Origin of the sequence: Microtetraspora niveoalba (assembly GCF_001570405.1) — a bacterium.
GTDB lineage: Bacteria > Actinomycetota > Actinomycetes > Streptosporangiales > Streptosporangiaceae > Microtetraspora > Microtetraspora niveoalba.
In genome coordinates this window covers 19028-44199 of the sequence record NZ_BBYM01000041.1, presented here as the reverse complement: position 1 = coordinate 44199, position 25172 = coordinate 19028, and the positions used below count along the sequence as shown (strand labels likewise).

Sequence of the window (25172 nt, the reverse complement as noted above, 5' to 3'; positions counted from 1 at the left end):
GTCGGTGACCAGATGAATGTCTCGATCTTTCCTCAAAGGAACAGCTGCCACGATTCCCTCCCATCGTGCTCGGATCACCTGCGAGCGGCCGCCCAGAAGCGCTCTCCGTGCTCGCCGCGCTGCAATCCAGTGCGCGTGTCCTAGAGCCGGGCCGTACAGCGGACGCATTTGGCAGGCGGCACCGGCCGCACATCGCTCCAGCCCACCTTCCTGACGATCTCGGCCTTCCAGGCGACGCCCTCGGGAGTCAGCCCCTGCTTCCCAAGCAACTGGCCAGTCCTGCGGTCGATCACGATCTGCCCTCCCGCGAATTGGAGGGCCAGCCCGTCGAGCCCGAACGTCCCGGGAATATCGTCGACCACCTTGATGCCCGGCGCATTCGCCAGGAGAAGATAGGCGGCAGCCCTGGTGCCAGGCGTCGCTGGTGAGTTGATGAGCCGCGAGGCGGCCCCCTCGAGCCATGGCTCGCGCTCCACGGCCACCTGAGGGTCGTAGCTGTCCAGCAGCCGTGCCCTGAGCGCCGCTGGCTCCTTGGGGAGGCTCCGCAGCTCCGTCAGCGTCAGCTTCAGCCCATCGGCGAGCTTCAGCCCCAAACCCAGATCCGCCGAGGGATATGCGGGCATGTTCTTGTCGCACCCCCGCGCGGGGCACAGCTGGGGGGAGCCGTCCCGTCGCCACGCTTTCAGGCCCTCGTCCGTGTACGGCTTCGCCGATATCGGCTCGCGCCAGCCGTAGACCTCGCGGTTGGGCCCGAAGGCGAGCACTTCCATGGCCCGTTCCTCGACCTGGTAGGGGTGGACGCTCTTCGTCCGCAAGACGTGCTCGGTGTCACGTCGCCAGTAGCGGCCCTTCGCCTCCGGTGTCGCCGCCAGCCTGGCGGCCGCGGCTTCCAGTTTCTGCATGGGCGTGACCGCGACTGGCTCCACCGCACGTCGAGGTACGAGGGCCACCACCGCGCCGACCACGAGCACGACGGCCGCCGCGACGAGCGCCGTCCCCGTCCACGGCTTTCTGCCCGCCCGCACCGGGGACACCGGGGGCGCCTGTGTAGTCGCGAGTACCCGCTTGCGCGCCGCCGCCAGTTGCTCGGCCGATGGGGGCGGCACATCGGGCATCACCGAGTCGATGACCTGGAACTCGTTCATCCCAACACCTCACGCAGCTTGGTCCTGGCCCTGCTCAACCGGGACGCGACCGTCCCCGAGGCGATCCTGAGCGCCGCCGCCACCTCGTCGTAGCCCAGCCCGCCGTACGCGATGAGGAGCACCACGTCGCGCTCCCCTTTTGACAGCCGCGCCAGCGCCCCCGCCAGCCGGTCGACCGTCACGCTCGCGCTGAGCCTGTCCACGATCCGCTGATCGTGTCCCTCGTCGTCATGTGGCGGCCCCGTCCTGGCCAAGGCGCGGTACCTGCGCACCTCGGCGCGCCGGTGGCGGCCGATGAGCTTGGTCGCGATGCCGTACAGCCATGGCCTGACCCCGCCCACGGCCGAGTCGAAGCGTTCGCGTTGCCTGAAGGCGATGAGGAACGTCTCCGCGGCGAGATCCTCGGCCACGTCGAGGTCGAGCCTGCGCCCGATGTAGCGCCGGATCTCCTCGTAATGGGCTTCGAAGACGGCCTCGAAGACGTCAGGAGCAGTGATCACACCCTTGTTTGCCCGCAAGCATGCGATCCTTCCAAGAAATCTTGAGTAGTTGGCGCACAGACTCTTCGATAGCAGCAGAGCCTCGGCGGCGGAGGTCTTCGCCCAGGCGATCGGCGAGTAGCGGGAGCCACCGGGGAGCCGCGCTGATAGCAAGGGCGTCAGCAAGCGGCCTGGATGATCTAGAAAGCAAGAAGGCCCGTTCCCAGGTTTCCCTGGTGACGGGCCTTCTTTGTCTGGCGCGGCCGAGAGGACTCGAACCCCTAACCTTCTGATCCGTAGTCAGATGCTCTATCCATTGAGCTACGGCCGCTTGGTTTGCCGCCCTGACCTGCCGGTCTGCGCGACGTAGAGAACTCTACCAGACCGTACACAGGTGATAGACCCAATGATTGCCCCGGGCGGGCCGCAACACCGAGCAGCCCCCGGCTCCCCGCCCGGAAGGCGCTGGCTATGACCGAAACCCTCGTCCCCTTCACCCCCGCAGGAAACCGGCGCGCGAGCAAACGCAAGCCCCTCGTCCCCCGCGGCGCCCCCCTGTACGCGCTGATCGACTCCTGGCAGATGAGCCTCGAAGCCGCCGCCAAGTCCCCCAAGACGATCAGGAGCTACATCGACACGGCCAAGATGTTCCGCACCTGGCTCGACCTCAACGGCTGCCCCACCGACGCCGAAGGCGTCGAAGCCGCACACGTCCGTCGATTCCTCGCCGCCGAGCGCGAACGAACCTCGGCGGCCTCCGCCGCCGTCCACTACCGGAACCTTCGCGTCTGGTTCAACTGGCTGATCGAGGAGGGCGAGCGCACCTGGGAATCGCCCGTGAAGAAGGGGGACGCTCCCAAGGTGCCGAAGAAGGTGAGGACCTACCTCACCGACCTCCAGCTCGCCGCGCTCCTGGCCGCCTGCAAGGGCAACGGGTTCGAGGACCGCCGCGACACCGCGATCATCCGGATCTTCATGGACAACGGCGTCCGCGTGTCGGGCCTCGCCGACATGCGCACCGCAGACCTCGACCTCCCCGGCAAGCGCATCCGCATCCGGCTCAAGGGCGGCGACGAGCTCTGGCTACCGATCGGCGCCAAGGCCCGGAGCGCGATCGACCGCTACCTCCGCATCCGCGCCGCCCACCCCAAGGCCGACAGCCCTTGGCTGTGGCTCGGAATCCAGGGGCGCGGTACCCACCACCTCACCCACTGGGGCGTCCGCGCCATGCTCGGCCGCCGTGGTCAGGAAGCCGGCCTCGAGGAGGTCCACCCGCACCGCTTCCGAGGCACCGCCGCACACAACCTGCTCGCCGCCGGAGCATCCGACGGCGATGTCCAGCACATCCTGGGGTGGAAGACCCGCGACATGGTCCAGCACTACACGGAGGACCTGGCGGCCGAGCGGGCGCGGGAGACGCACGCCCGGCTCTCCCCCGGCGACCGGATCTGACCCCGGGAACGACGAAAGGCCGCCCCCGCCCACCCTCCGAAGAGGGGAGCGGGGGCGGCTCGACGAGGCGCTCGATTTACACGACCCGAGGCGGATACACCGCCGTCGGCGTCAGCACCCGGCCTGTGTCGTCGCGCGGATCCGCGACCGGGGTGACCTTGCGCCGGGCCGAGAACCACGCCCAGGCCGCGACCGACCCGTCGAAGACCTGCTCGACGCGCGCCTCGTCGAGATCCCAGTCGGCCGGGATGAGCCCGGTCGCGATGAGGATCCGGGCGATGCCGATGACGACGAGGGCGATGGCGCCGCGCAGCAGCAGCGGGTTCCGTACGGCGAACTGCTTCATGTTCCCCTCCCGGGGGTTGGCCCGCCAGGGGACGGCGGGGATGCGGATGGGGTCGGGCGGCTACAGGCGGAGGAGCTTCGCCCAGGTGTCGAGATCCACCGTGTCCCCCTCTGGGAGGCCGGCGGCCTTCTTGAACGCGCGCAGCCGCTCGACGACGGCCGGGGACAAGACCGTGTCGTCCACGCCCGGGCCCACCGCGTAGTCGCGGGCCGCGAGCAGGTGCACGACCGTCTTGACGTGCCAGCCCTTCGTGCCGGGCTTGAGCGTGGGGAGCTGCTTCACGAAGACCTCCGTCGGCGTTAGGACAGGTTTCGGTGCGGGCTTCGGCGTCGCCGTTGTGCGCGCCCAGTGGCCGAACCCGGCGATGCACGAGCGAGAGCGGACGCGCCGCCGTACGGCGTTCGCGGTGTTGCCCTCGATCGTGACGATCCGGCCGTCAGACAGGATCGACTCGACGAACCCGACGTGGTCGATCGCCGGGACGTTCTTCGACCCCTGCCAGTCGAACCAGACGATGTCGCCCGGGTGCGGGGTCTGCGAGAACTGGCCCTGCTTGGCGAACCAGTCAGCGACGGCGACCGTCCAGGCGCCGTTCGGGATCACGCTGGTCGGGATGCCGGCCTCCCGGGCGACCCAGGAGACGAATGCCTGACACCACGGGGCTGCGGCGAACGCCTGGTTCTTGACGAGCCGGGCGTACCAGGAGCCGTAGATGCTGGTGCCGTCCGAGCGTTCGCCGGTGCCGAGCTGCGCGCGAGCGATTCGCAGGACGTCGTTACTCGTCGCCATCCTCGACCTCGCTCTCGTAGGTCACGGTCGGGTCCTGGCTGACGTCCTGGGCGCCGTCGTCGGGGGTGACGTCGGCCCGGTTGTACGGGGCCGGCGGGAGGGGTTCGGACACGGTCAGCCTCCTCGGGTGAACGAGATGATGGCGAGGATGAGAGAGCCGAGCGCGACGAGCGCGGCCAGTGATGGGAGTGGCCACCGTGCGCGTTCCAGGGCGCGGATCCTGGTCTCGTGGTCGGTGACGTCGGTGACGATCCCGTCGACTTTCGAGTCGACCTTGTCGAGCTTGGATCCGACGGTCTTGAGCTCGTCGTAAATCTCGCGGGCTCCGATCGTCACGGGGCCGAGCGGGTCAAGCATCGCTTTCGCTCTCCTGCTCGGCGGTTGGTAGGGGTGCCGCGGGGTCCGATCCGAGCCTCGGACCGGCGGCACGTGGTGGGCGGTGACGCGTGTGACGCATGACGCGTTTTCTCCGGTTGAGTCCCCGTGTGCGCGTATGCGCGCGCGTAGGGGCGGATAGGACATAAAAACGTGTCACACACGTCACCAGGGGGCCGAAGATCGCCAACGGTGACGCATCGGCGTCACGTCTTCGCTGGTCTGACGGATGTGACAGGTTTTCCGGGCATCCCGGAAGCTGTGACGCATCCGGCCGGGAACGCGTCACGAATGCGTCATCCGGCCCTCACATGCGTCACGATCACGAGCCGTACGCGGCCGTACGGCGCTTTCCGGGCCTCCCGGGTGACGCATCCGATGACGCATCCCCGCCGGGCCGTGACGCATCCGTCAGCCGATCAGCCCCACGCTGCGCAGGCTGGACAGCAGGTTGTTGACGGTCTGGCTGAGGTTGGCGACGTCCGTGCGGAGGCGGTTGTAGTCGCTCGCGGTGGGCGCCGAGCCGATGGTGCTGCTGGTCATGGAGTGGTCGAAGACGTTGCTACCGGGGAAGCCGCGGACGGTCCCGTTCGAGTTCCGGATCCTGAAGTTCCCGCCATCCGAGTAGATCTTGAAGCCGCTCGCCGGCGCGTCCGGTGCCGCCGTGCTGGGCACGTGAAACGCGCCGCTGGACTTCGTGACCGGCGTGGGGGCGACCGTCTTCGCCAGCGTGGACAGCCGCTCGATATCGCGCTGCATCGCCCGGATGATCCGGCCCTGCTTGACCGGGAACTGATCACTCAACGCTGGCCTCCTCCAAGATGAGCTGCGCTTCCTCTTTGCCGGTCTGCTTCGAGACGGGTGTGATGCCGATGCCGATCAGGCGCTGGGACGCGTCGAAGCTCGCGCCGCCGGCGACTCTCGGGTGCCAGACGTTGACCATCACCCGCCGGACCTGGTCGCCCAGGCTGCTCGGTGAGATCGTCGGCTTCGCGCCGAGCGCCACCGTCGCGCTGTAGACGCGCAGCGAGCCGCCGAACGTCGCGATCCAGCGGGCCGCGTACTGGTCGAGCTGGGACTGGAGCAGGGACTCGCCCGGGTGCTCCACCGTCTGGCCGTAGCGCGGCCAGCCGGCCGCCCGGTGCGCCGTCGCGGTCACCCAGCCGCTGAGGACCGGCGTGGCGCCCTCGGTTGCGTCGGTCGCTTCCGGGGTGCCGCCGATGACGCGCGCCCGGGTCGCTCCGCGCAGGGCGTCGATTTCCTCACCCCAGTCGAGGATGTCGCCCCCGTGCGGGCTCTCGGTGAAGACGTGCCGCCTGCTGCTGGTGATCTTCGGTGCGCCCCACTTCCACCGGCGTTCGGTCCCCGACCGGCCGATGACCGGGTCGATCACGTACTCGAAACCGCCGTACGCCTCGGCGTAGCCCTTGAGCGCGTCGCCGTACGTCGTGCGGTCCTCGGCCTTCACTTCGAGCGGCCGGACCTGGCCGCTGGTGCCGGGGCGCGGGGCGAGGCCGATGTTCGCGCCATCGAGGGCCTGCATGTGGGCCAGGAGCTGGCGGGCGTTGTCGATCTGCTCGCCGGTCCACGACAGGTCGGACTCGACCGGTACGTGCAGCAGATACGCGTCCAAGGTGGAGCCGCGGAGCTGGATGGAGACCGTGCCCCTCCGGCTCTTGCTGATCAAGGCCCCGTGGATCCAGTAGATCCCCCACAGCACGCCGGCGCGCCAGACATGCACGATGATCCGGCCGGGCCCCGACGTGAGGTCGGAGGCGTGGCGGGGGATGATCCGGGCGACCTCGTCCGCGCGTCGAGCGTTCGGGATCGGCAACGTCGCCGAGAAGGTCCCGGGCTCGCCGATCCGGCGATCGAACGTGACGTCGGTCGGGTAGATGTCCTGCCGGTACGCCCCGGTGATCATGTCGTGGACGGTGTACCGGTACAGCGCGCTGCCCTTGGCCGGTGTGAAGGCCGGGAACGAGGGGGGCGTCGGAACATCCCCGCCCCCGCCGTCGCCGGACGGCACGATGACCGTGAAGCCGTGCGACGCGGCCAGCGTGACGTTGGACGTGAGGGTCACCGACCCGAGCGGCGCCGACGTCACCAGCGTCCGCGCGACCATCGTCGTAGCCACGAAGCCGCGGGACTGCTGCGTGGAGGAGGTGACCGGCAGGTACCCGGCCGGGGTCGACCAGGAGACGCCCCCGCTGGGATCCCAGCCGGTGGCGATCCGCAGCTCCAGGCCGCTCCCGGACGGGGGCGTCGCCGCCGGGGTGATGGCCTCGCGCAGCACCAGGAAAGGCGGGAAGCTGGTGTCGCCGTCGTGGCGGGCGACGATGTTGTTCGGGTCGCCCCCCTTGACGGAGAGCATGACCACGGTCGAGTCCGCCAGCCTGCCCGGGTTCCGGTCCTGGACGAGGGTGTAGCTGCTCGGCTCGCTGCCCGTGGCGACCTTCCGATAGATCTTCGAGCCGCCGCCATTGCCGAACGGCCTGTCGTCCCCGCGCTCCGCGACGGTGGTCCAGCCCTGCCCCTGGATGCCCATGTCCGAGAGCGGACCCTCGTCGCAGGCGTGATAGCAGAGCAGGATGTCCCCGGCCTGCACCTGCGGGCGCGGGATGACGGGCTGGTCGTCGTTGGCCGCGTATGTGATGCCGGTGACGTCCCTGATCAGGGCAACCACGGGCGGTCACCCCCCTTACAGGTAGGCGTGCCTCCACAGCACGGTCGCGGCCTGCGCGCCGCCGGCGGTGGCGTAGCCGATATCGGATTGGCCGGCGGGGAGGACGAGGTCAGGCACCGGCACGGAGGAGCCGGACAGCTTGTCCATGACGTTCGTGTCGCCGATGGTCGCGGTGCCGTAGTAGGTGTCGATCACGAGCATCTTGCCGGTGTCCACGGTCAGGCCGAACTCGAGCACGCGCTCTTCGACGCCAAGCGAGGTGTTGCGGCGGACGATGACGGTCGGGTCGGTCGCCGGGCCGGGGCAGCGGATTGTCGGGTAGGTGACGGCGTTGCCGAGGTTGGTCACCGTCTGCCAGGTGCCATCTGAGATCACCGCGCTGTTGAGCTCTCGGGACAGCAGGAGGGGGTCGGAGAGGACCCACTGGAGAGTCACCCGGCCGAGGCCGAGCCGGACCTGCTTATCCACTGGGACCGCCCGCCGGATGATGCTGCCGTATCCGATGTAGGTCGTGTTCAGGATCCGGATCGCGAGCGGCAGCTCCGTGTCGTCTTCGAGGATCGGCGTGGCCGCGAGCAGCTCGTCGATCGCCTCCTGCATGTCCTCCCGCCGGGCCCGGATGAGCCCGGTGAAGGTGACGTTCCGCTCCTGGGCGAGCTTCCTGCCCGGATAGCTGCCGTGCCTGGTCGGGTGCGGGACGTTCCCGCTGTCGATCCCCGGGAGGTCGGTGATCCAGCCGTCGAGCTGCTGCCACCGGTAGCGGGTGCCGCCGCCGAGCAGGAAGCCGTTCCACTCGATCTGACCCGTGCGTGTGATCTTGTCGCCGGGGTTGATCGGCACTTCCAGGCTCGGGGCGGGGATCGTCCACGGCGCGATGATCGGATCCGGCGAGATCGTGACGTTTTTGAACGCCTGCACGAGCGGGCTCGGCAGGCTCCAGGTGGCCCGGATGGCGTCCGGGTCGACCGCCACGATGGGGCTGCCCTCGGTCGTCACCTCCGGCTCCGGGAGCGACCAGGGCGCGACGATCAGGTCCGGCCGGACGGTGCGGCCCGTTGAGATCGACGGGGTCGGCATCGACGTGGTCGCGGCGATCGCGGCCGGGGTGACCGTCTGCGAGATCGAGGCGACGCCCAGCCAGGTGACGTCCGAGAAGCCGATGTCGTCCACCCAGATGTCGGGCGGTGTCACCCCACCTGTGGTGGAGCCGTCGTACCTGATGTTGGCGACAACCCACGGCTCTCCGGTTTGGTGCACGCTGCCCGTCACCGTGGCGGTCGGCGTGCCGGTCGAGTCCGCGTTGTTGTAGAGGCGGACCTCGCCCGCTGCGGTCCCGGAGGCGTTGGTGCCTCTGAGTTCTACGCGGATCCACTGCCCGAGCGCCGGGGCGACGGATGTCGTGCCCAGGGTGACGAGCTCGAACTCCGTGTCGTCGTACGCCTGCAGCATGAGGCTCGCGCCTGCGCTGGTCAGACGGATTGTCGCCTGCCACCTGATGTTGTCGCCCGCGAGCAGCCGCAGAGCCGCGTCGTACTCCTCACCGGCGACGGTCGGCTTCTGCAGCCAGAAGTACGCTCGCATCCAGCGGGGACCGGTGCTGGTGTCCTCCTCCGGGAGCCACCACTCCATCTCGCTGAACAGCGGCATCTTCGCCGACAGGGCGCCGTGTGCTGCCCGCACGGAGGAGTAGGTGATGGCGGTGCCGAACTCGTTATAAGAGGCGGCGACGTCGAACGGGCTGCCGGACGCGCCGCCGGAGTTGGTGGGGGTGATCGCGGCGTTCGGGGTTCCGCCGTCGAACCCGTTCTTGAGCACCAGCATCCGGCCCTCCTTCTACGGGGTGAGGTCCAGGACCGCGATCCCACTGCTGTGCCAGGTGATCAGGAACGTGCCGTCCTGGGTCTCCTTGACGCCGCCCCACCAGATCGCCGCGATCAACCGGTTGCCCTTGTTCGGCGCGTAGATCACGCCGCCCTCGGACGTGATCGTCGTGTTGTTCAGCTGCACGTTGTCGGCGTCCCACGCCATCCCGCCGCCGCCCGGCGTCAGCGTGGTCCCCGCGAGCGTCGGCCCACCCGCCGTGTAGCCGGCACCGCTGCATTCGCCCGAGTTCCACGGCGCCGTTCCATAGGCGGTGTGCGAGTCGTAGTTCGGCGTGATCGCCGACCCCCACAGGGCGAGCTTGAGGTCCGCGGCCGCGAGGTTGATGCCGACCTGGGCGGGCCCCCACTGGCCGACGTGCGTCTGGACGAACAGACCGGATGCAGACCACGCCATCAGGCACCTCCAGGTCGCTTGATCCGGCCCTTGGCGCGGACGGGCTGCGGGGTGACGTGGACGCTGCCGGGCGGCAGGTCCGGCCCGGCGAGGGCCTCCAGGTCGGCCGCGAACGCGCCGTACCGGTGCTCCAGGTCGGCGAGTTCGGCCTCCAGGCCCGGTCGCCGCTCGTGATCCTCCGGAAGCCCGACGAGTTCGGCGCGGACCGCGCGCAGGCGTGCGATCGAGCGGACCCAGCCGCGGAACTCGTACATGGCCCGCATCGCGTCGTTCAGCGCGGCCTCGCGCTCCGGGGTCGGGTCAGCCTCGTACGCGGCCTTCGCCTCGTCGAGCTGCTCCTGCTGGGCGGCGCAGGCGTCGAGCATCTCCGCCTCCGTGCGCAGCCTCGCCGCCTCCAGGCGGGCACGGCCGCTCACGGCGTCACCGCCCGACCCGAGCCGGTCAGGAGCGGGGCGTGGACGTGAACGTCCTGGTGCTCACCACGCTCGCTGGTGCGGTTCCGGGTGACGGTGACCGCGCCGGACTCCGTCCGCTCCGCCACGGTGCGGACTCGCCGGCCGGCCGCGTCGAGGGTCTCCCGCCGGCGCGGCACCGTCTGGCCCGCGTTGGTCTGGACGCCCTTGCTCTTGAGCCACTCGCCGTACGGGCCGTCCCGGGTGGGGTCGTATCCGGGCATGGCGTCACCGCCTCTCATCGTCGTAAAGGGGATAGGGGAGGGCCCGCGACGTCAGCCGCGGGCCGTGAGCTCGAACCCGAACTCAGCGCCCAGGCGGCCGATGTCGGCCTCCTCGCGGATCACCGCGTCGTACATGTTCACTGTCACGCCGCCGCTGGCTGCCTGGCCGTACTCTGCGCCGTACGCGGGCGCCGCGCTCGGCCCGTATATCGGCGAGGGGACGCCGGGCGCGGGCACGGACGCGGCGGCGGCGACGGCCTGGCCGACGACGCCGGCCGCGGCCGCGGTGGCCGCCGTGGACTGGCCGAGCACGCCCTCGATGAAGCCCAACATCGTGTTGTCGCCGATTTCCATGAACACCCTGGACGGCGAGGCGACCTTAAGTTCCTTCTTGACGGCAGCGACGACCGCTTTCGCGATCTTCGCCATCATCGACTCCATCTCCTTGAGCTGGCCTTCCAGCCCACGCAGGAAACCCTTTCCAGCCTGCTTGCCGGTGTCGTACAGCGCGTCCGCGCTGTTCTTGCCCATCTGCTTCGAGACCTTGTCGATCTTCGCCTGTGCCTTGTTGATCGCCTTGATCTCGCTGCCGTCCGCGCCGACGAGCATCTCCGCGAGGTCGAGGCCCTTGTCGGGCCCGGCCTCGATGATCTGGCGCAGGATCGTCTTGTTCAGGCCCTTCGCGGCGAGCTTCTTGATGTCGTCGGCGAACCGCGTCAGCGCGGACAACTTCGACTGCAAGCCGCTGATGATGTCGCCCGCACCGGCTCCCTCGCCCAACCCGAGGTTGGACAGGTTGGCGAAGTCGGCGGCCTGCTTGGCGATGTCGTCGGCGTACTTCTTCGCGTCCGCGATCGCCTGGATGATCTGCTCACGCTTCTTTGCGATCGTCTGGAGCCGGTCGGTCTCCTTGCCGACCCAGTCGACCAGGGCGTCAGGCGCGCCCGGGGACTGCTTGAAGGCGCCCTTCACCATCGCGACCAGGTTGTCGACGGTGGTCTTGGCCTTGCCCTGCTCGCCCTGCATACCGACGACGAAGCCCTGGATCGTCCACTTGCCCAGCTCGGCGAACACCTTCGAGGGAGAGTGGGCATCGATCGCCGACTTCACCCAATCCGGGAGCAGCCCACCGAAGAAGCCGGTGACCTTGTCCTTGATCCACCCGGCCATCGCCTGGATACCCGACCACAGGCCCGTGATCATGTCCTTCCCGGACTTGACCAGCAGCTTGCCGAGGTTCCCCAGCCCGGTCAGGATCTTGCCCGGGAGCTTCTTCACGAAGTCGATCACGTTGTCGATCGCCTTCGACACCGCGTCCTTGAGCGCGTTCCACGCCTTCGACGTCAACTCTGTGGCCGCGTTCCATGCCTTGCTGATCTGAGCCTTCACCAGCTCCAGTGCGCCGACCAGGATCGATTTCACGGCGTTCCACACGCCGGAGAAGATGCTCTTGACGCCTTCCCACGCGCGCTTCCAGTCGCCGGTGAAGATCCCCGCGAACGTCTCCCAAACGCCCTTCAGAGCCTCCCAAAGGCCGGACCAGATACCGAGGAAGGTGTCGACGAGGATGCCGAGGATGTTCAGCAGGTCGTCGCCGAAGAGATCCCAGAGGCCCTTGATCACGTCCAGGACCGCGCCGACGGTGTCAGACATGGCCTGGAAGCCGGTCTCGAACTTGTCGACCCAGCCCTGAATCTTGTCGCGGTTCTTGTCGATCCAGCCCTGAATCGACTCGAACATCCCGCCGAAGAAGCTCTTCACCTTCTCGACGATCGGCCCGATCTTGTCCCCGATCGCGGAGAAGTCGAACTTGTCCGCAAACTCCTCGACGGCGGGCAGGACAGTCCCGCCGAGGAAGTCCACGACGTTGGCCTGGAGCCCACGCTTGAAGGCTTCCAGCTTGTTGCTGGCGGTGTCATGCAGCGTGTCCCCGGCCGTCTTTGCCGCGCCGTCGACCTTCCCCAGCGCGCCCACGGCCGCCGACGGGTCCATGCCGAGCAGCGCCTTCGCCAGGTCCTCCGACTTGGTGCCGAGGATCTGCTGCGCGAGCGCGTACCGCTCGGTCGGGTCCTTCACCGCCCGCAGCCGGTCGAGGATCGTGTCAAGCGCCCCGCTGGCCTTGGCGCCGCCTTCGCCGAACGCGGCCGCCATGTCCTTGGCGTTGAGGCCGAGCTCCTTGAGCGCGGGCGCGGCGGTCATGTCCTGCACCCGGATGTTCAGTTCCTTGAGCGCGTCGGCGACGGTGTCCGAGTCGCGGGCGCCGGCCTTCAGCCCCTGGACCATGAGGCCGAGCGCCTGGTCGGCGTTCAGCCCGAGGTCGCGGAACTGGGTCGAGTACTCGTTGAAGGTGTCGAGGAGGTCCTGACTCTTGTCGGCGCCGAGCTGCGCGCCGCGTGCGAGGACGTCGAACGCCGCCTCAGCAGAAGGCGCGAGGCCGGTGCGGAGCATCTGGGAGACGGCCCGGGTGACGGCGCCGACGTCCTCGTCCATCACAGTGGCGACGTCCATCGCGCGCTTCGACACCGCGGTGAGACTCGCCTCGGAGGCGCCGCGCATCCCGTCGATGTTCTGCACGACCGACTTGATCGCGTCCGTCACGTCCGACATGGACTCGCCGTACGCGTCCGCGTACACCTTGCCCGCGACCTTGCCGATCCGCTCCGACTGCGCCGGGGTCGTGCCCAACTGGGCGAACAGCTTCGCCTTGGCGTCCTCGGCATCCATCGCCGACGACAGGCCGGCCATGAGCATCTGCCCGATGGCCGCGCCCGCGGCCGCCCAGCCGAGCCCCTTCAGCACGGTCATGAAGCCGCCGCCGATGGCCGGGAGCTGGGACTTCCCGGCACCGTCCAGGCCGTCGCCGAGGCCCTTCGCCGCGTCCTCGCCGCCGCGCCGGGCCTTGTCGTCGAGGTCGTCGAACGCGTCGTCGATCGCCTTGTCGAGTTCGGCCGCGAAGGCATCGGCCTCGTCGAGCATCTCGGCGAGGCCGTCGTCGAGCGCCTTCTCCAGCTTGTCGAGGTTGGCGATCGCCTTCGCAGGGTCGAGCCCGTCAGCGATCTCCTGCTCGATCTTCGACAGAGCGGAGGACACCGTCGACTCGATCGACGACATGGAACCGGTCGTCTCGGCCTGGAGCTTGTCGAGCCCCTTCCCGGCCGCGTTGAGCCCCTTGCCGAAGCCCTTGTCCTCGATGTCGATGAAGCCGACCAGCTCGCCGATCGTCAGGGCAGCCACGGGAGCATCACCTCCCGTGCGCTCGGATCAGAGGGTGTTGATGAACGACTGGGCCTGCTCGCCGACGAGTTCGATCGGCTGGGACGAAGAGACCCGCCGCCACATGGACTCTGGAGACAGGCCGACGAGCAGGGCGGAGAACCGCCGCCACGGCATTCCAGCGCGGAGTGCCGGCATCAGATCGATGCGGTACTCGCGCTGGAAGTCGGCCTCGATCAGCGTCCAGTTGCGGATGATCAGGCCGGTCCAGTGGCCCCCGTCGTCGGGGGCTGTGCTTCCCCCTCGCCGTCGTCCTTCGCCAGGTCGTACACCTTGAGGCACCAGTCGACGACGTCCTTGAAGCTGGTCAGGCCGATGCCGTCGGCAAGGATCTGCTGGTATCCGGCCGGGGTGAGCAGGCCCTCGAGGATCTTCTCGAAGAAGGCCACGCCCTCGTCGCTGTTCTTCGCGCGCTTCTGCCGGGCGAGGAGAAGCAGGACGGTGGCGGGGACCTCCGGCGGCAGCCGATAGACCTTGCCTCGGATGCGGACGTGCTTGGGCTTGTGCTCGGCCCAAGCGGCGTCGAAGTCGTGGTCGAGGTCGCCGTCGAAGTCGTCGGCATCGACCCACGTCGGCTGTTCGGTCACGAGCCACCCCCGGCGGGCGTCACATCCGTCTTCCAGCTCTTGCCCGACTTGGTGATGGTGGCCGACCAGCTCACCTTGTCGTTGGGGCCGCCGCCCTGCTCGCCGAGGGAGAAGGTAGCGTTCCAGTTCGTCCACTTCTCGTCCATGGGGTGGCGGAAGCGGATCTTCCCGAGGGAGTCGTAGCCGACATTGTCCTCCCCTGCCATCTCCTCGACGCGGGCGCGGCCCGGCTGGAGGGCACCCGTGGTGGTGTCCTTCTTCGCCTGCCCCTCGAGGGCCATGCTCGCGCCGCGCTGCATGATCTCCTGCTCGTAGACACCCTCGCTGTCGTAGTCGGTGGTGTCGACGGTCTCCTCGTTCTCACCGAGGTTCACGGTCACGCTGGCGAGGTTCTCGATCTTCCGGTAGGGCTCCGGAGTCGCGGTAGGGTCCTCGACTTCGACGATGATGTCGCGAGCGTTGATCTTCCGCTGCGTCATTGGTGACTCCTATTCACAGATGGTCGGCTGATCTCGCAGCGCAGGTTGACGGTGTACTCATGGCGGCCGTTCTGATCGCGGCCGACGTAGATCGGCCCCGACTGGACGCCGATCGCGTCCTGAAGCCAGGTCCCGCCTGCGAGGACACGGGAGCCGATCGCGTGCAACTTGTCGTAGACGGCCTGGGCGTCCTGCTCGGCAATCCGCGCGTCCGTCGCAGGTCCGCGCACGCGCACCTGGATGGACGGCTCGTCGTAGTCGTCCGTCGCGGCGCTCTCGGGGCCGCCGTACCGGGCGACCGCCATCGCGCGATCCGGCGACGCGGGGAGAACGGTCAGGAAGATCGTGCCGCCCGTGCTGCCGTCGGCCTTGTACGTGCCGAGGCCGAGTGCGGCGAGCAGCGCGGCGAACTCTTCGAGGAGGGTCATCGCAGGCTCCGGCGGACCTCGGCGGCGACCAGGTCGAGCATCGTCTGCCGCTCGGTATCCATCGGCTCTTCGAGGTACTTCGCCTGGCGGCCCTCGTCGTGCTTGAGCGTGAGGTCCTCGTGCTGCCGCACCGCGTACGGCGCGTCATACGAGACGGCGGCGCGCAGCTCGCCCTCGTCCACGCTGGCGACGCCAGAGCGTTCGAGGGTGCCCTCCTCGTGGGGGACCAGGTCTCGGGAGACCTTGAGGAGGTGCTCGGCCGCGAGCCGTAGCCCTCGTACGGCTCCCGCCCGCTCGGCCTTCTTCACCGCGCCGAGGTTCAGCTTCAGCGTGGCTTTCTGCGGCACCACGATCCCCTCTCTACTGGAGTGCGACTTCCAGGTGATCCGGTGTCGGGAGGCCGCCGCCGTCCCGCCGCGACGAGGTGAGCACGGTCGACGTACGGCCGTTCGCGCTCACCCGGGAGCCGACCGGGCAGACGGTGTCGATCGGCATGTACACCGTCGTCGAGGAGACGACCTCGGAGCCCTCGGCGTCCCGGACCAGGCTGCGTTTCTCGTCGATGAAGCAGCGCACCTCGACCGGGGTGCCGTAGGCCGGCCCGAACGGGCCCTCACCGATAAGCGGCTCCACCATGGCGGTGTGGCGGAGCAGGAATCGCGGGATGGCGCCCATCAGCAGTACGTCCGCGTTCTCGGCTCGTGGCCGGTGAGCCCGGCCTGCTGCAGGATCATGACCGCCTGCGGGCACAGATCCTCGGCCGCCGAGCGCCCCCCGCCGGCCGAGCCGCCTCCGGCCCGGCCGAGAGCGACAGAGCCGATCGACACGTTGGAGTACTGGTCAGCCGCCCCCGTGCCGGTCTCCCCGCCCTCGTCCCAGGCGGCGACCTGCTCGCACGTCGCCTCGCGCAAGGCCTTGGCGACCTTCGGGTCGGTCGGCTGGCCCTGCTCGTCGACGTCGTACACCGCGCACAGCAGCGCCCGGTCGACGAGCCGGGACGCCCGGGTCAGGAGCAGGGCGGCGTTGGACGGGGCCGGGGAGATGTAGTCGGCGAGGTCGTCGGTGGTGGCGTACGGCATCCCGGCCTCCCCTCGGCTACTTCTTGCTGGCCTTCTTCTGCTCGCCCTGTCCGGGCTCCTGGTCCTGCTCGGGCTCCTGGTCCTGCTCGGGCTCGGCGGTCTTCACCGCCTGGACCTGGTAGCCGTGCCGCTCGAAGTACGCCAGCGCGGCCTCCGTCGGCTCGCCCGTCGCCTTGCCCGCGTGGAACGCCAGACCGGCGACCTCGCCGGTGAACTCCTCGACCGGCGCGGTGATCTCGTACGTCATGCTCTGTCCCCTTACTGGACCTTGAGGTTGCGGAAGACCGCGGCCGCCTTGGTCGCCTTCAGCGCGACCGCGACCGGGCCGAGCTCGACCTCACCGGTCTTGACGGCGCCGGCGGAGTTGAAGTCCGGCAGCCACTGGCGGACCACCTGGCCGCCCACCGTGGACACGCCGTGGAATCCGTCGAGGCCGACGCGGTACGCGTACAGGTCGGTGAGGCCGGTGGTGGAGGTGCCGCCGACGGTGCGGGTCGCGATCGGGATGATCGGGTTGTTGGACCCGGCCTTGTTGCCCGGGTCGGCGAAGATGATCCCGCCGTAGGTCTCCCGCTCGATCGGGCGACCACCGGCGCCGATCAGCCCGTCGACCGGGTTGCGGGTGTACATCCCGGCCCGGCGAGCGATGGCACGGACCTTGGCGAGGGCCTTGGCGTTGCCGAGGATCACGGTGGGGGTGCCGTCGAGCAGGGCCAGGAACTCGTCGAGGGCGTCGAGGGCGGCGAACGCCGTGTCATTGCCGCTGGCGATGTTGGTCCAGTCGGTGACCTTGCCGGCGTTGAACTCGGTGGAGCTGCCGACGAGGGCCTTGTCGAGGCCGTCGAAGGCGTTGGCGTCGGTCGCGGTGTCGCCGTTGATCACGGCGTCCTGGAACAGGGTGTTCGCGGCCTTGATCTTCTGGGACATGTTCAGGCTGACGGCGCCGGACGCGGCGGGGCCGATCTGCGCGATCACCCGGTCCACCTGGAAGCTGCCGCCGAGGACGGCCAGGTCCACGGTGTACCGCTGGGTGGTGACGTTCGCCGGGCTGTACTCCGAGTTGAGCGCGCGGAACGCGGCGGTGGGCTGGGTCACCAGGCGCCGGTACCCGTAGGTGAGGGTGGCGCCGCCCCCGGCCGGGTTGACCACGTCGTCGAAGAGCAGCGAGTCGAGGACCGCGGACTCCTTGCGGAATTCGTCGATGACGGCGACGTCGATGTCGTCGACCGCGTTGTTGCTGGCCTCGGCCAGGGACACAGCCATGGTGAGCTCCTACTTTCCGAACTTGGCCGCGATGGCGGCCTCCAACGATTGAGGTTTGGCGGGCGGCGGGGTGCCGCCCATCGGCGCCCCGGACGCCGGGGGAGGCGGCGGGGGCGGAGGTGCGGCCGCGGGCTGGGCGGCCATCCACGGGTTCGCCGCGAGGATCTCCTGCACCTTCGTGGCGAGCTGCGTGTTGAAGTCCGGCGCGGCCGGGTCGAGGTCGGCGGCTGCGGCCTGGAACGGGAGGGACGACAGGAGCGCGTGGCCGTTGACGCCGAGCGTGGGCGCGGCGGCGAACGCGTGCTGCGCGACCACCGCGGTGCGGGCGGCGACCCGCCGGTCGGCGTTCTCCTTGCGGAGGTCGGCGATCTCCTTCTGCGCCCACTGGGGGAGCCGGGAGACGTCCCGGCTACCGTCGTCGGCCGGCGGCGCGGCGGGGACCGGGGCGGAGGCGTGTGGGACGGGCGGGGGTGGCGTCCAGGTCGGTGGCTGCGGCACGGGGGCCGGTGCCTGCTGCTGGGTCGGTTCCGGTGCCGGGGGCGCGGCCGCGGGCGCCTGGCCCTGCGGTGCCTGCTGGCTCGGGCCGGGCGTAGGTGCCGGCGCGGGCGACGGGGCGGGTGTGGTCATGCGGACCCTCCTGGGGACTCGCGGGGATTGGCGCCTGGCACCTGGCCGGGCGACGGGATGGAGCGGCGGCTCGCACCGGGCGAACCGTTTTCGGTGGTGCGATTTGCCCGATTTCGGGCGTCCTTCCGGAACGTTCCGGAGGAAAGCGGCGAGGCGGGGCGTATGGTCCGAGGGTATGCACCCTCCGCAGCAGCAGCCCCCGCAGTGGAATCCCCAGCAGCAGGCGCCCGCCCCTTGGCAGGGACACCAGCAGCCGTACGGCCAGCCGCCCATGCACCAGCCGCCCGCACCTCGGAAGAAGGGGAGCGGTGGAAAGACCCTGGTCATGATCATCGCTGTCGTGGGCGTGCTCGCGCTCGGCGGCGGCATCATCGAACTCACCGGAGGCGGCGAGGAAGAGGCGAAGCCGGCCGCGAAGACGAGCGAGGCCGCGAAGCCCGATGGGGGCGGGGTGCCGACGCCGGACGCCGGACAGGCCGCGGCCTACCTGGAGGCGTTACGCGGTATCGATCCGGGCCTGGTGGTGAACGAGGAGCGGGCGATTCGGCGGGGCCGGGCGATCTGCGATCGGATCATCAACCCGCCCGGCGGCAAGAACATGACGCTCGCGCAGTACACGGTGGCCGAGCTGTCCGGCGGGAACGCGACCATCAACCAGGCTCAGGCGTACGAGGTGATCAAGGCCGTCAAGGTGTGGTGCCCAGCGTGAGCGCGTAGTCCGGGTACAGGTCGGGGTCGAGCAGGTCCGCAGCGTCGATGCCGACGGCGTGGGCGTCGCGCAGGATGGCCCAGATCTCCGCTCCAGCGCGCACCCCCGCCGCCCCGGCCTGCTCAGCAGGAATGAAGCCTGCTGCCTGGCGGTCGTCGGTCCATAGATGGCCGAGCACTTGGCCCGTGTTGTCGCGCAGCTCGGCGCGGCGCACCTTACCCGCAGGCGTGTCCGCGTATCCGCCGGCGGGCGGCGGTGTGACGGTGACGGGGCCGGAGTCGGCCCACCGGCCGTAGGGCCGCTGAGGCTTGTCGCTCATGGTCACGCCCTTCAAATCCGGTATCCAGTGTCGACGTCCCCGAGGGGGTCAGGCTTCCACCCGGGCGGTGTCGTCCAGCCGTCCGGTACGACCTCGACCTCCAAGTACCACGTGTTGCCTCGCTGGTAGGCGGCGTGGACGAGGAAGTTGGTGCCGCGGTTGAGCAGGATCTCGCGTTCGCCCTCACCGTACTGGCTGATCGGCATGACGTTGACGGCTCGTCCGGTGCCGGGCGGGAGGCGGATGGCGATGTGGATGTTGTCGTAGAACGCCGCGTCCTTGCCGACGCTCGTTGATACGTATCCCTTATCAGTGTATACGGTGCCGACGAGTTTTGTGAGGCTGGTGAGGTCGTTGGAATCGCCGCCGATGAAGTCGGCAGTGATCTTTCCGACGCCGCGGTGGACGATGACGCCTTCGGGCACGTTGGACTTGGCGAAGGCGGTGTCGCACTGGCGGATGGCTGTGAGGACCTCGTCGCGGGTGCTCGGGTCCAGATCGGCGAGGTCGAGCTGTCCGCGGAGGTACTTGTTGATCTCTTCGTACAGGCTGCCGGTGTAGGTGCGAAGGCCCGTCTTCTCGTCCCGGGTGAGGGTGTCGGGCATGGGGAGGCGTGTGCGGGCCCAGGCCAGGCCGTCATCGTTGGTGCGGTGGCGGACGGCGGCGCGCATACCGGGTGCTGCGGCGCGGGCGGCGTCTTCGCGGGCCTTTCGTTCTGCGGCGAGGCGGGCGAGCTCGGCCTTCTTCCGGGCCTTCTCGGCCGCTGCCTTCTCGGCTGCCGCCTTGGCTTCCGCTGCGGCTTTCTCGGCCGCCGCCTTCTCAGCGGCAGCCTTGGCTTCGGCAGCCGCCTTAGCTTCGGCTGCCGCCTTAGCTTCGGCTGCCGCCTTGGCTTCCGCCGCAGCCTTCTCGGCCGCCGCCTGGTCGTGGTCGAGCTGACCGGACTTCGGCGCGGGCTGCACCGGCTTCACCGTGAGCGGCTTGGACGGAGGCACGGCCGCCGCGCCGTCGAGCGTCGGCTGGACGGGCGGCTCCAGGTCGCCCACAGGGCCGCCAGCCGGGCCACCCTTGCGCGGGATGCTCCCGGCGCCGATCTGCTCCCGGTACGGCAGGCGCTTCAACTTCGGATGCTCGGCAAGGTGCTCCCGGAGCGCGGCCTGCGTCGCCCGGACGCGGGCGTTGGCGGCCTTCTTCGCCTCGGGGGTGAGCGCGCCGGCGGCCTGCTCCTTCGCGGCGCGGATCTTCCGTTCGAGATACCGCTGCCGCTGCCGCGCCTTGTCGCCTTCCGGATCGGCGGTCTCCCGCTTGGGTACGGGGGTGACGCCTGGCAGGTACGCGCTCAAGCTGTGGCGACAGTTCGGGTGCTGGAAGCCCTTGGCGCGGGCGCCGTCCAGGGTGTCGACGACGTGGACCGTGACGTACTCGCCGTCGCGGGTGGCGTGCTCGACGCGTACCTCGCCGACTGGCCCGCGGACGGCGAGTACCTTGCCCTCGTACGGGCGGCACAGCTTGCACTCCTGGCCGTGGTCGGACACGATCACGAGGTCCACGCCGATGGACGTGAGCCGGTCGGTCTGGCCCTGGATCGCAGCGCGGGCAATGTTCGTCCTCGCGATCATCTCCACGTACGACGACAGCCGCCACACGCGGCCAGTTCGGTCCGTGAAGTTGACGATGCCCTTGTCGATGAGCCGCTGCCACGCCGCTTGCGACGCCTGGAGCCGAGTCTCGGCGCCGGTCGCGATTCGCGCGGCGGTCGCGGCCTGGACGGCGCGGTAGGCGTCGAGCGGGGCGCGGAGGATGTTGCCTTCGACGCGGCCGAGGTCGCGGTGCAGCGCGGCGGCGAGGTTCTCGATCACGGCGGCGTTCGGGACCTCGGCCAGCGCCTGCTTCGCGTCGGCCTTGATCTGCTTCGAGGCCGGCATGTCGGTCAGCGCGGATGCGGTGCCGGATCGGTACGCCTGCCGGATCGCCTCCCTGACGGCGGCGCTCTTGGTCTTCTGGAGTCGTTCGTAGACGGCTTGCGCGGCGGCTCGGAGCTTCTGGACGGCGTCGAGCTTGCCCTCCTGGTACGGCGAGGGGAGGGGGAGGTCCTGCTGGAGGCGCTTGGCGATGGTGGTGATGAGGGCGGTCTCGACTTCGCGGTACAGGTCGGTGACCGAGTTGGCGATCTGGTCGAGGAGGTCCTGGTCGACGGCCACGGCGACCTCCTCGAACTATTTCCGGATCGGAAATGGTTGGTCGCCTTGAACGATCAATCGAGGGGTGATGGTTCGCCGTCCTGCTGCTCGCCGTCCTGGTCGTCGGCCGGCGGCCGCAACGCGAACGGATCCGCCACCGGCTCCGGCCGCCCCGCAACGATCCGAGCCACCTCAGCCTGGATCTCCGTCTCGTCCCAGTCCGGATGCAGCAGACGGACGATGGTGTCGTCCGAGGCGGCCTCGGCCTGCCGCATGAGCATGGCCGTCTGGGCGAGCTGCTGTATATCCGCGGCGATCGAGTCGCCGAAGACGATCGTCGGCCGCTCCGGCGCGATCCGGGAATTGAAGAGGGCGGCTTCGAGCTCCAGGTGCGTCTCGATGGCGTCGGCGAGGTCCGGCCTGGTGTAGAGCGCTTTCTTGCCCTTGGTGACCAGGCTGCGTCGCTCCCGGGCCATGATCTCCGTCGCGGTGACGGCGACCTCGTTGGACAGGCCGAAGGACTGCGCGCTGTAGCCGGTGGCGCGGAGGATGGCGGCGAGCAGCTCGGCCGCGGTGTCCTTGTGCTCCTCGACCCGGATCGCGAACTGGTGCGCGCTGAGGTCGAGACCCTCGCCGGGGAGGCTGCTGACCTCTTCGTACAGCTCACGATCGAGGTCGAACGATGCGCCCTTGCCGGGCCCGTTGTCTGTGAGGTAGCCGCGCGGGACCACCAGGCGGGCTTTGGCGAGCCGGATGTCACGCATCCAGCTCGTCCACGTCTCGTCCAGCGAGTCCATGAGGCCGAGCACCGCGCCGGCGAAGTCCGAGCGGCCGAGGTTCGCCCCGACGGGGTTGCGCCTCCAGTCCCGGTTGGGGCGCATGTTCGCGATGTACACCGCCGTGCAGCGCTTGACCTTGGTCTCGATCGCGGGCTTCAGGTTCGCCGTCTCAGGGTGGGCGGTGAGGGGGAGCTCCTGGTCGAGGCTGCCCGGGGCGCCCCGGTAGAGGCGGTTCAGGATCCACCCGGGTTCGTGCCGCTCCAGGTGGTACAGGCACTTGCCCTTGTCGTCCTGCTCGATGACGCGCCAGAACGTGACGGCGTGCAGCTTGTCCCACCGCCACTCCGGGACAGCGCCGTCGGCATGAACGACAGAGAGCCACGGCCGCGGCGACACCTCGTTGTCCCACACGCTGCGCAGGTAGTAGCCGCCGAGCGCCGCACCGACCTCGGCCCCTTCGAGCAGGGTGGCCTGGAGGCCGTTCTCGACGAGGTCCTCGATCCGGGCCTGCGTGCCGGGGTCCTGGACCAGGAGCGACGGCGGCTCGGAGAACAGCAGGTCGGCGGACATGGTGGCGATGTCGGATGCGACGGGCACGTGGAGTTTTGTGCGCTTCTCTCCGGCGGGGGTGGGGGCGCCCCAGAACCAGCGGGCCATCTTGCCGACGAGGCCGCCGCGGTACTGGGTGGGGCGGTTGGCCGGCCGGTTGTCGGTGGTGTCGCCGTAGGCGGTGGCGAGTTCGTCGCGGTCGCCTCGGTACCAGGCGTTGAGGACGGTGTAGGTGTCGTAGATGTCGCGGAGGTTTTTGGGCGGCCAGGTGCCGCCGCTGGGCAGCGGCATCGCAGGTCCTCTCAGGTGTCGAACTGCTCGGTGACGTAGGCCAGCAGCGCGCGGCAGAGCGCGCGGTCGCGGCTCGGCATCTGGTCGATGACGGCCTTGTCGAGGATGGTGATGGTGGGCGCGTCGCCCTCGGTTACGTACAGGAGCGCGGGGCCCGGGGGCAGGGTGATCGTCCTGCGCGCTTCCTGTTCGGTGCTCGCGGTGATCATCAGACGCGCTCGGGCCAGTGCCACGTACCGCCGCAGTGGCCCGCCTCCATCCAGCCGCACCCGCAGTAGCGGAACGGGCTGCCGTGCCCCGCCTTGTTGGGGCAGTCGGGCGAGCCGGGGGTCTCGGCACCCTCGTCTTGGGGGACTGCGCGGTTGAAGTACACGCCCTCCGGGTTGAGCACGGCCAGGCCGACATTGTTCTCGGCGCCCTGCGATCCATCCGCGAGGACCTCAGTGACGATGGCGGCGCGGCACTCGCTCTTGTACTCGCCGCCGGGCGTGCCGTACGACACGTAGTGGACGATGCGGCCGACGCTCGGCTTCTGGTGGCTCACGATGATCTCCAAGAGGGGTCGTGGGAAGGTTGCGAGAAGGCTTATTCCCGCAAGTAACCAGCGGGTAGAGCAGTGATCACGCTGCGGCGAGGACCGGCGACGCGAGCCGGTGCTGCCACACCGCCCGCGTCGTATGAACCGCGTACCGGACCATGTCCAGGCCGTGATCGTTCGCCTTGATCGGCTTGTCCTCGCCGAGCTCGGCCGCCTTCTCGTCCCACGAGTAGCCGGGGAACTCGTCGATCACGTCCGGGCAGGCGTCCGAGACGAGAAGCCGGCCGGTCGCCAGGAGCGAGGCGGTCGTGCGAATCCCGGGCAACACCTCGTTGTCGCCGAGCGTCGCCGTGACGCCATCGTGGTGGAGCTGGACACGGAAGGACGTCGCGGACGGGTCCACGATCACGTACTGCGGGCGCTCGCCCTGGCCGAGCCAGCCGCGGAACCGCTCGGAGTACTCGACGTCCGTGAGCTGGCGGCGCTCGCGCTTGGAGTCGTACCGCCACTCGCGGGTGATGTAGAGGCGGCCGTCGGCGCCCAGGCCGAGCAGTCCGGCGTGGAATGGGTTGGTCGTGCCGTAGTCCACGCCCGCCGAGATCCACGCGATGATCTGCGGGATCTGCGTGGCGGGGACGACGTGACGGTCCGGATCCCACATGTCGTAGACGGCGCCCTGCGCGAGGCACCACTCCCCGGCGATGAACCTTCGGTGCCACAGCCCGACGTACTGGGCCTTGAGGCGGGCGACGTAGTCGGCGGCGAGGCTCGGGTTGTCGTCGAGGGTGAAGTGCCAGTGGCGCATGCCGACCTGGCCGGCACGGAGGATGAAGTCCCGGCGAAGCCAGTGCGCCGGCCCGTCGGGGTTCGTTGTCGCGAGGAGCTTCGCGCCGGGGACGCGGAGCCGGGACAGGAGCATCATCCAGAAGCTCTGTGGGACGAGGGTGGCCTCGTCGACGTAGGCGAGGACGATGGTGGCGCCGCGGATGCGGGCTTCGGCTCGGACGTCGGACGCGCCGACGAGGTGGACGGTGCGGCCGAAGATCGTGGCGGTGGTCGAGCCGGTCGTGTGGTGGACCTGGGCGGCGAACGGGCCGAACAGGTGGGAGGACTGGAGCGGGTCGATGAGGTTCCGCTCGATGGTCTGGAGGGTGCGGCCGACGACGACGACCAGGCCGTGGTCGGGTGCGCGGGCGACGGCGATCAGGAACGCGAGGAGGCTCGCGATGGTCTTGCCGCTCGACACCGCGCCGGCCCAGAGGGCGATCTGCGGGGTGTCGAGGGCGGAGACGATGGAGCGGATCTGCTTGGGCGAGAGCAGCCGGAAGACGGCGTCAAGCATCGTCGGGGAGCTGGTCGGCGACCGTGCGGAGGGCGTCGGCGAGTTCGCCGATCATCGACTTGGCGTGGTCGGCGCCGCCGTCGTGGTCGAAGCGTTCGAGGGTGGCGTGCTTGTCGATGAAGATGCCGTAGGCGGTGGCGAAGTCTCGGGCGTCGCGGCCGGCCTCGGAGGTGAGCGCGCGGCGGCGCATGGCGTCGGCGTCGTCCAGGGCGAGGCTGGCGAGGTGGGCGCGGCGGGATCGGTTGTCGGCCTGCTTCGCGCGCGTAGCCTTTTCCGTCTGCGAACGTTGCCATCCGTCGCCTTCGCCGGTGGTCTTGGCGAGGCGGGAGACGGTTGAGGTGGCTACACCGTGGTCACGTCCGATCTGGCGTGCGGATTTCTGGCCTGCCCGGATGTCGTTGAGGATCGCGGCGCGCACGGTGGGGTCGAGGGGGCGGGGCACACGGTCACCTCCCCGGGCATGAAAAAAGCCCGCCACCGGTGGGGTGCGGGCATGCTTCGCGTAGC

General features: G+C 69.5%; 32 protein-coding genes and 1 tRNA gene. 2 read left to right on the top strand and 31 right to left on the bottom strand.

Annotation, left to right across the window (positions count from 1 at the left end; translation table 11 throughout):
* Positions 1-140: 140 nt before the first annotated feature.
* From AWQ70_RS32050 to AWQ70_RS32040, 3 genes are all read right to left on the bottom strand, one after another.
* Positions 141-1145, bottom strand: coding sequence for a hypothetical protein (locus AWQ70_RS32050; RefSeq protein WP_067184666.1), 1005 nt, complete (start codon positions 1143-1145; stop codon positions 141-143).
* Positions 1142-1663, bottom strand: a complete 522-nt coding sequence (locus AWQ70_RS32045; protein ID WP_067184663.1) for an RNA polymerase sigma factor — start codon at positions 1661-1663, stop codon at positions 1142-1144. Before AWQ70_RS32045 ends, AWQ70_RS32050 begins: the two co-directional genes overlap by 4 nt.
* Before the next feature lie 216 nt (positions 1664-1879).
* Positions 1880-1955 (bottom strand) — tRNA-Arg (locus tag AWQ70_RS32040).
* A gap of 140 nt (positions 1956-2095) precedes the next feature.
* On the opposite strand from AWQ70_RS32040, the gene AWQ70_RS32035 reads away from it, so the two are divergent.
* Entirely contained in the window at positions 2096-3076 is a 981-nt protein-coding gene (locus AWQ70_RS32035; protein WP_084518041.1) for a tyrosine-type recombinase/integrase, read from the top strand.
* Positions 3077-3152: 76 nt separating this feature from the next.
* Here the strand turns inward: AWQ70_RS32035 and AWQ70_RS32030 are convergent, their stop codons facing one another.
* The 21 genes from AWQ70_RS32030 to AWQ70_RS31940 form a co-directional block, all read right to left on the bottom strand.
* Complete coding sequence (locus AWQ70_RS32030; protein WP_067184660.1) at positions 3153-3422, bottom strand: hypothetical protein; 270 nt, start codon at positions 3420-3422, stop codon at positions 3153-3155.
* A 60-nt stretch (positions 3423-3482) separates the two neighbouring features.
* A complete protein-coding gene (locus AWQ70_RS32025; RefSeq protein ID WP_067184657.1) occupies positions 3483-4211 on the bottom strand; it encodes a CHAP domain-containing protein in 729 nt (242 codons plus the stop codon).
* Positions 4198-4323, bottom strand: coding sequence for a hypothetical protein (locus AWQ70_RS42160; protein ID WP_281197155.1), 126 nt, complete (start codon positions 4321-4323; stop codon positions 4198-4200). The genes AWQ70_RS32025 and AWQ70_RS42160 overlap by 14 nt, the downstream gene beginning before the upstream one ends.
* A 2-nt stretch (positions 4324-4325) precedes the next feature.
* Positions 4326-4568 carry a hypothetical protein gene (locus tag AWQ70_RS32020; RefSeq protein ID WP_067184654.1) on the bottom strand — a complete coding sequence of 81 codons (243 nt, stop codon included), beginning with the start codon at positions 4566-4568 and terminating at the stop codon, positions 4326-4328.
* Positions 4569-4997: 429 nt separating this feature from the next.
* The gene (locus AWQ70_RS32015; protein ID WP_067184651.1) at positions 4998-5390 is read right to left on the bottom strand and encodes a hypothetical protein; all 393 of its coding nucleotides are present in this window, start codon (positions 5388-5390) and stop codon (positions 4998-5000) included.
* A complete protein-coding gene (locus AWQ70_RS32010; protein WP_067184648.1) occupies positions 5383-7272 on the bottom strand; it encodes a hypothetical protein in 1890 nt (629 codons plus the stop codon). The genes AWQ70_RS32015 and AWQ70_RS32010 overlap by 8 nt, the downstream gene beginning before the upstream one ends.
* A 15-nt stretch (positions 7273-7287) precedes the next feature.
* Complete coding sequence (locus AWQ70_RS32005) at positions 7288-9093, bottom strand: phage tail family protein (RefSeq protein ID WP_067184645.1); 1806 nt, start codon at positions 9091-9093, stop codon at positions 7288-7290.
* 12 nt (positions 9094-9105) lie between these two features.
* Positions 9106-9549: a hypothetical protein gene (locus AWQ70_RS32000; protein WP_067184643.1), complete on the bottom strand. Its 444-nt coding sequence runs from the start codon at positions 9547-9549 to the stop codon at positions 9106-9108.
* The gene (locus AWQ70_RS31995) at positions 9549-9965 is read right to left on the bottom strand and encodes a hypothetical protein (protein WP_067184640.1); all 417 of its coding nucleotides are present in this window, start codon (positions 9963-9965) and stop codon (positions 9549-9551) included. The genes AWQ70_RS32000 and AWQ70_RS31995 overlap by 1 nt, the downstream gene beginning before the upstream one ends.
* The gene (locus AWQ70_RS31990; protein WP_157530708.1) at positions 9962-10243 is read right to left on the bottom strand and encodes a hypothetical protein; all 282 of its coding nucleotides are present in this window, start codon (positions 10241-10243) and stop codon (positions 9962-9964) included. The genes AWQ70_RS31995 and AWQ70_RS31990 overlap by 4 nt, the downstream gene beginning before the upstream one ends.
* Before the next feature lie 33 nt (positions 10244-10276).
* Positions 10277-13459, bottom strand: coding sequence for a phage tail tape measure protein (locus AWQ70_RS31985; protein WP_067184632.1), 3183 nt, complete (start codon positions 13457-13459; stop codon positions 10277-10279).
* 27 nt (positions 13460-13486) lie between these two features.
* Positions 13487-13636 (bottom strand): hypothetical protein, encoded by a 150-nt coding sequence (locus tag AWQ70_RS39480; RefSeq protein WP_157530706.1) that lies wholly within the window; start codon positions 13634-13636, stop codon positions 13487-13489.
* Positions 13637-13695: 59 nt separating this feature from the next.
* A complete protein-coding gene (locus AWQ70_RS31980) occupies positions 13696-14085 on the bottom strand; it encodes a hypothetical protein (protein ID WP_067184630.1) in 390 nt (129 codons plus the stop codon).
* Positions 14082-14564 carry a phage tail tube protein gene (locus tag AWQ70_RS31975; RefSeq protein ID WP_067184625.1) on the bottom strand — a complete coding sequence of 161 codons (483 nt, stop codon included), beginning with the start codon at positions 14562-14564 and terminating at the stop codon, positions 14082-14084. Before AWQ70_RS31975 ends, AWQ70_RS31980 begins: the two co-directional genes overlap by 4 nt.
* On the bottom strand, positions 14561-14992 hold the full coding sequence (locus tag AWQ70_RS31970; RefSeq protein WP_067184622.1) for a minor capsid protein: 432 nt from the start codon (positions 14990-14992) through the stop codon (positions 14561-14563). Before AWQ70_RS31970 ends, AWQ70_RS31975 begins: the two co-directional genes overlap by 4 nt.
* The gene (locus AWQ70_RS31965) at positions 14989-15342 is read right to left on the bottom strand and encodes a minor capsid protein (RefSeq protein WP_218004735.1); all 354 of its coding nucleotides are present in this window, start codon (positions 15340-15342) and stop codon (positions 14989-14991) included. Before AWQ70_RS31965 ends, AWQ70_RS31970 begins: the two co-directional genes overlap by 4 nt.
* A 10-nt stretch (positions 15343-15352) precedes the next feature.
* Positions 15353-15667 carry a hypothetical protein gene (locus tag AWQ70_RS31960; protein ID WP_067184620.1) on the bottom strand — a complete coding sequence of 105 codons (315 nt, stop codon included), beginning with the start codon at positions 15665-15667 and terminating at the stop codon, positions 15353-15355.
* Positions 15667-16071 carry a hypothetical protein gene (locus AWQ70_RS31955; RefSeq protein WP_067184618.1) on the bottom strand — a complete coding sequence of 135 codons (405 nt, stop codon included), beginning with the start codon at positions 16069-16071 and terminating at the stop codon, positions 15667-15669. Before AWQ70_RS31955 ends, AWQ70_RS31960 begins: the two co-directional genes overlap by 1 nt.
* 16 nt (positions 16072-16087) lie before the next feature.
* On the bottom strand, positions 16088-16318 hold the full coding sequence (locus AWQ70_RS31950) for a hypothetical protein (RefSeq protein WP_067184613.1): 231 nt from the start codon (positions 16316-16318) through the stop codon (positions 16088-16090).
* Between the two features lie 11 nt (positions 16319-16329).
* Positions 16330-17334, bottom strand: a complete 1005-nt coding sequence (locus AWQ70_RS31945) for a major capsid protein (protein ID WP_067184604.1) — start codon at positions 17332-17334, stop codon at positions 16330-16332.
* Positions 17335-17343: 9 nt separating this feature from the next.
* The gene (locus AWQ70_RS31940) at positions 17344-17961 is read right to left on the bottom strand and encodes a hypothetical protein (RefSeq protein WP_157530704.1); all 618 of its coding nucleotides are present in this window, start codon (positions 17959-17961) and stop codon (positions 17344-17346) included.
* A gap of 175 nt (positions 17962-18136) precedes the next feature.
* Here AWQ70_RS31940 and AWQ70_RS31935 point away from each other — a divergent pair, with 175 nt between their 5' ends.
* Positions 18137-18670, top strand: coding sequence for a hypothetical protein (locus AWQ70_RS31935; RefSeq protein WP_157530702.1), 534 nt, complete (start codon positions 18137-18139; stop codon positions 18668-18670).
* Here the strand turns inward: AWQ70_RS31935 and AWQ70_RS31930 are convergent.
* The 7 genes from AWQ70_RS31930 to AWQ70_RS31900 form a co-directional block, all read right to left on the bottom strand.
* Entirely contained in the window at positions 18648-18989 is a 342-nt protein-coding gene (locus AWQ70_RS31930; RefSeq protein WP_157530701.1) for a hypothetical protein, read from the bottom strand. The two genes, AWQ70_RS31935 and AWQ70_RS31930, sit on opposite strands and share 23 nt — an antisense overlap.
* A gap of 11 nt (positions 18990-19000) precedes the next feature.
* Entirely contained in the window at positions 19001-21187 is a 2187-nt protein-coding gene (locus AWQ70_RS40345) for a phage minor capsid protein (protein WP_067184589.1), read from the bottom strand.
* Positions 21188-21240: 53 nt separating this feature from the next.
* Positions 21241-22785, bottom strand: a complete 1545-nt coding sequence (locus AWQ70_RS31920) for a phage portal protein (RefSeq protein ID WP_067184586.1) — start codon at positions 22783-22785, stop codon at positions 21241-21243.
* An 11-nt stretch (positions 22786-22796) separates the two neighbouring features.
* A complete protein-coding gene (locus tag AWQ70_RS31915; RefSeq protein ID WP_067184583.1) occupies positions 22797-22994 on the bottom strand; it encodes a hypothetical protein in 198 nt (65 codons plus the stop codon).
* Positions 22994-23329, bottom strand: coding sequence for a hypothetical protein (locus tag AWQ70_RS31910; RefSeq protein WP_084518047.1), 336 nt, complete (start codon positions 23327-23329; stop codon positions 22994-22996). The genes AWQ70_RS31915 and AWQ70_RS31910 overlap by 1 nt, the downstream gene beginning before the upstream one ends.
* A gap of 76 nt (positions 23330-23405) precedes the next feature.
* Positions 23406-24665 (bottom strand): PBSX family phage terminase large subunit, encoded by a 1260-nt coding sequence (locus AWQ70_RS31905; RefSeq protein ID WP_067184576.1) that lies wholly within the window; start codon positions 24663-24665, stop codon positions 23406-23408.
* Positions 24658-25107 carry a hypothetical protein gene (locus tag AWQ70_RS31900; protein WP_067184573.1) on the bottom strand — a complete coding sequence of 150 codons (450 nt, stop codon included), beginning with the start codon at positions 25105-25107 and terminating at the stop codon, positions 24658-24660. Before AWQ70_RS31900 ends, AWQ70_RS31905 begins: the two co-directional genes overlap by 8 nt.
* Positions 25108-25172: the final 65 nt, after the last annotated feature.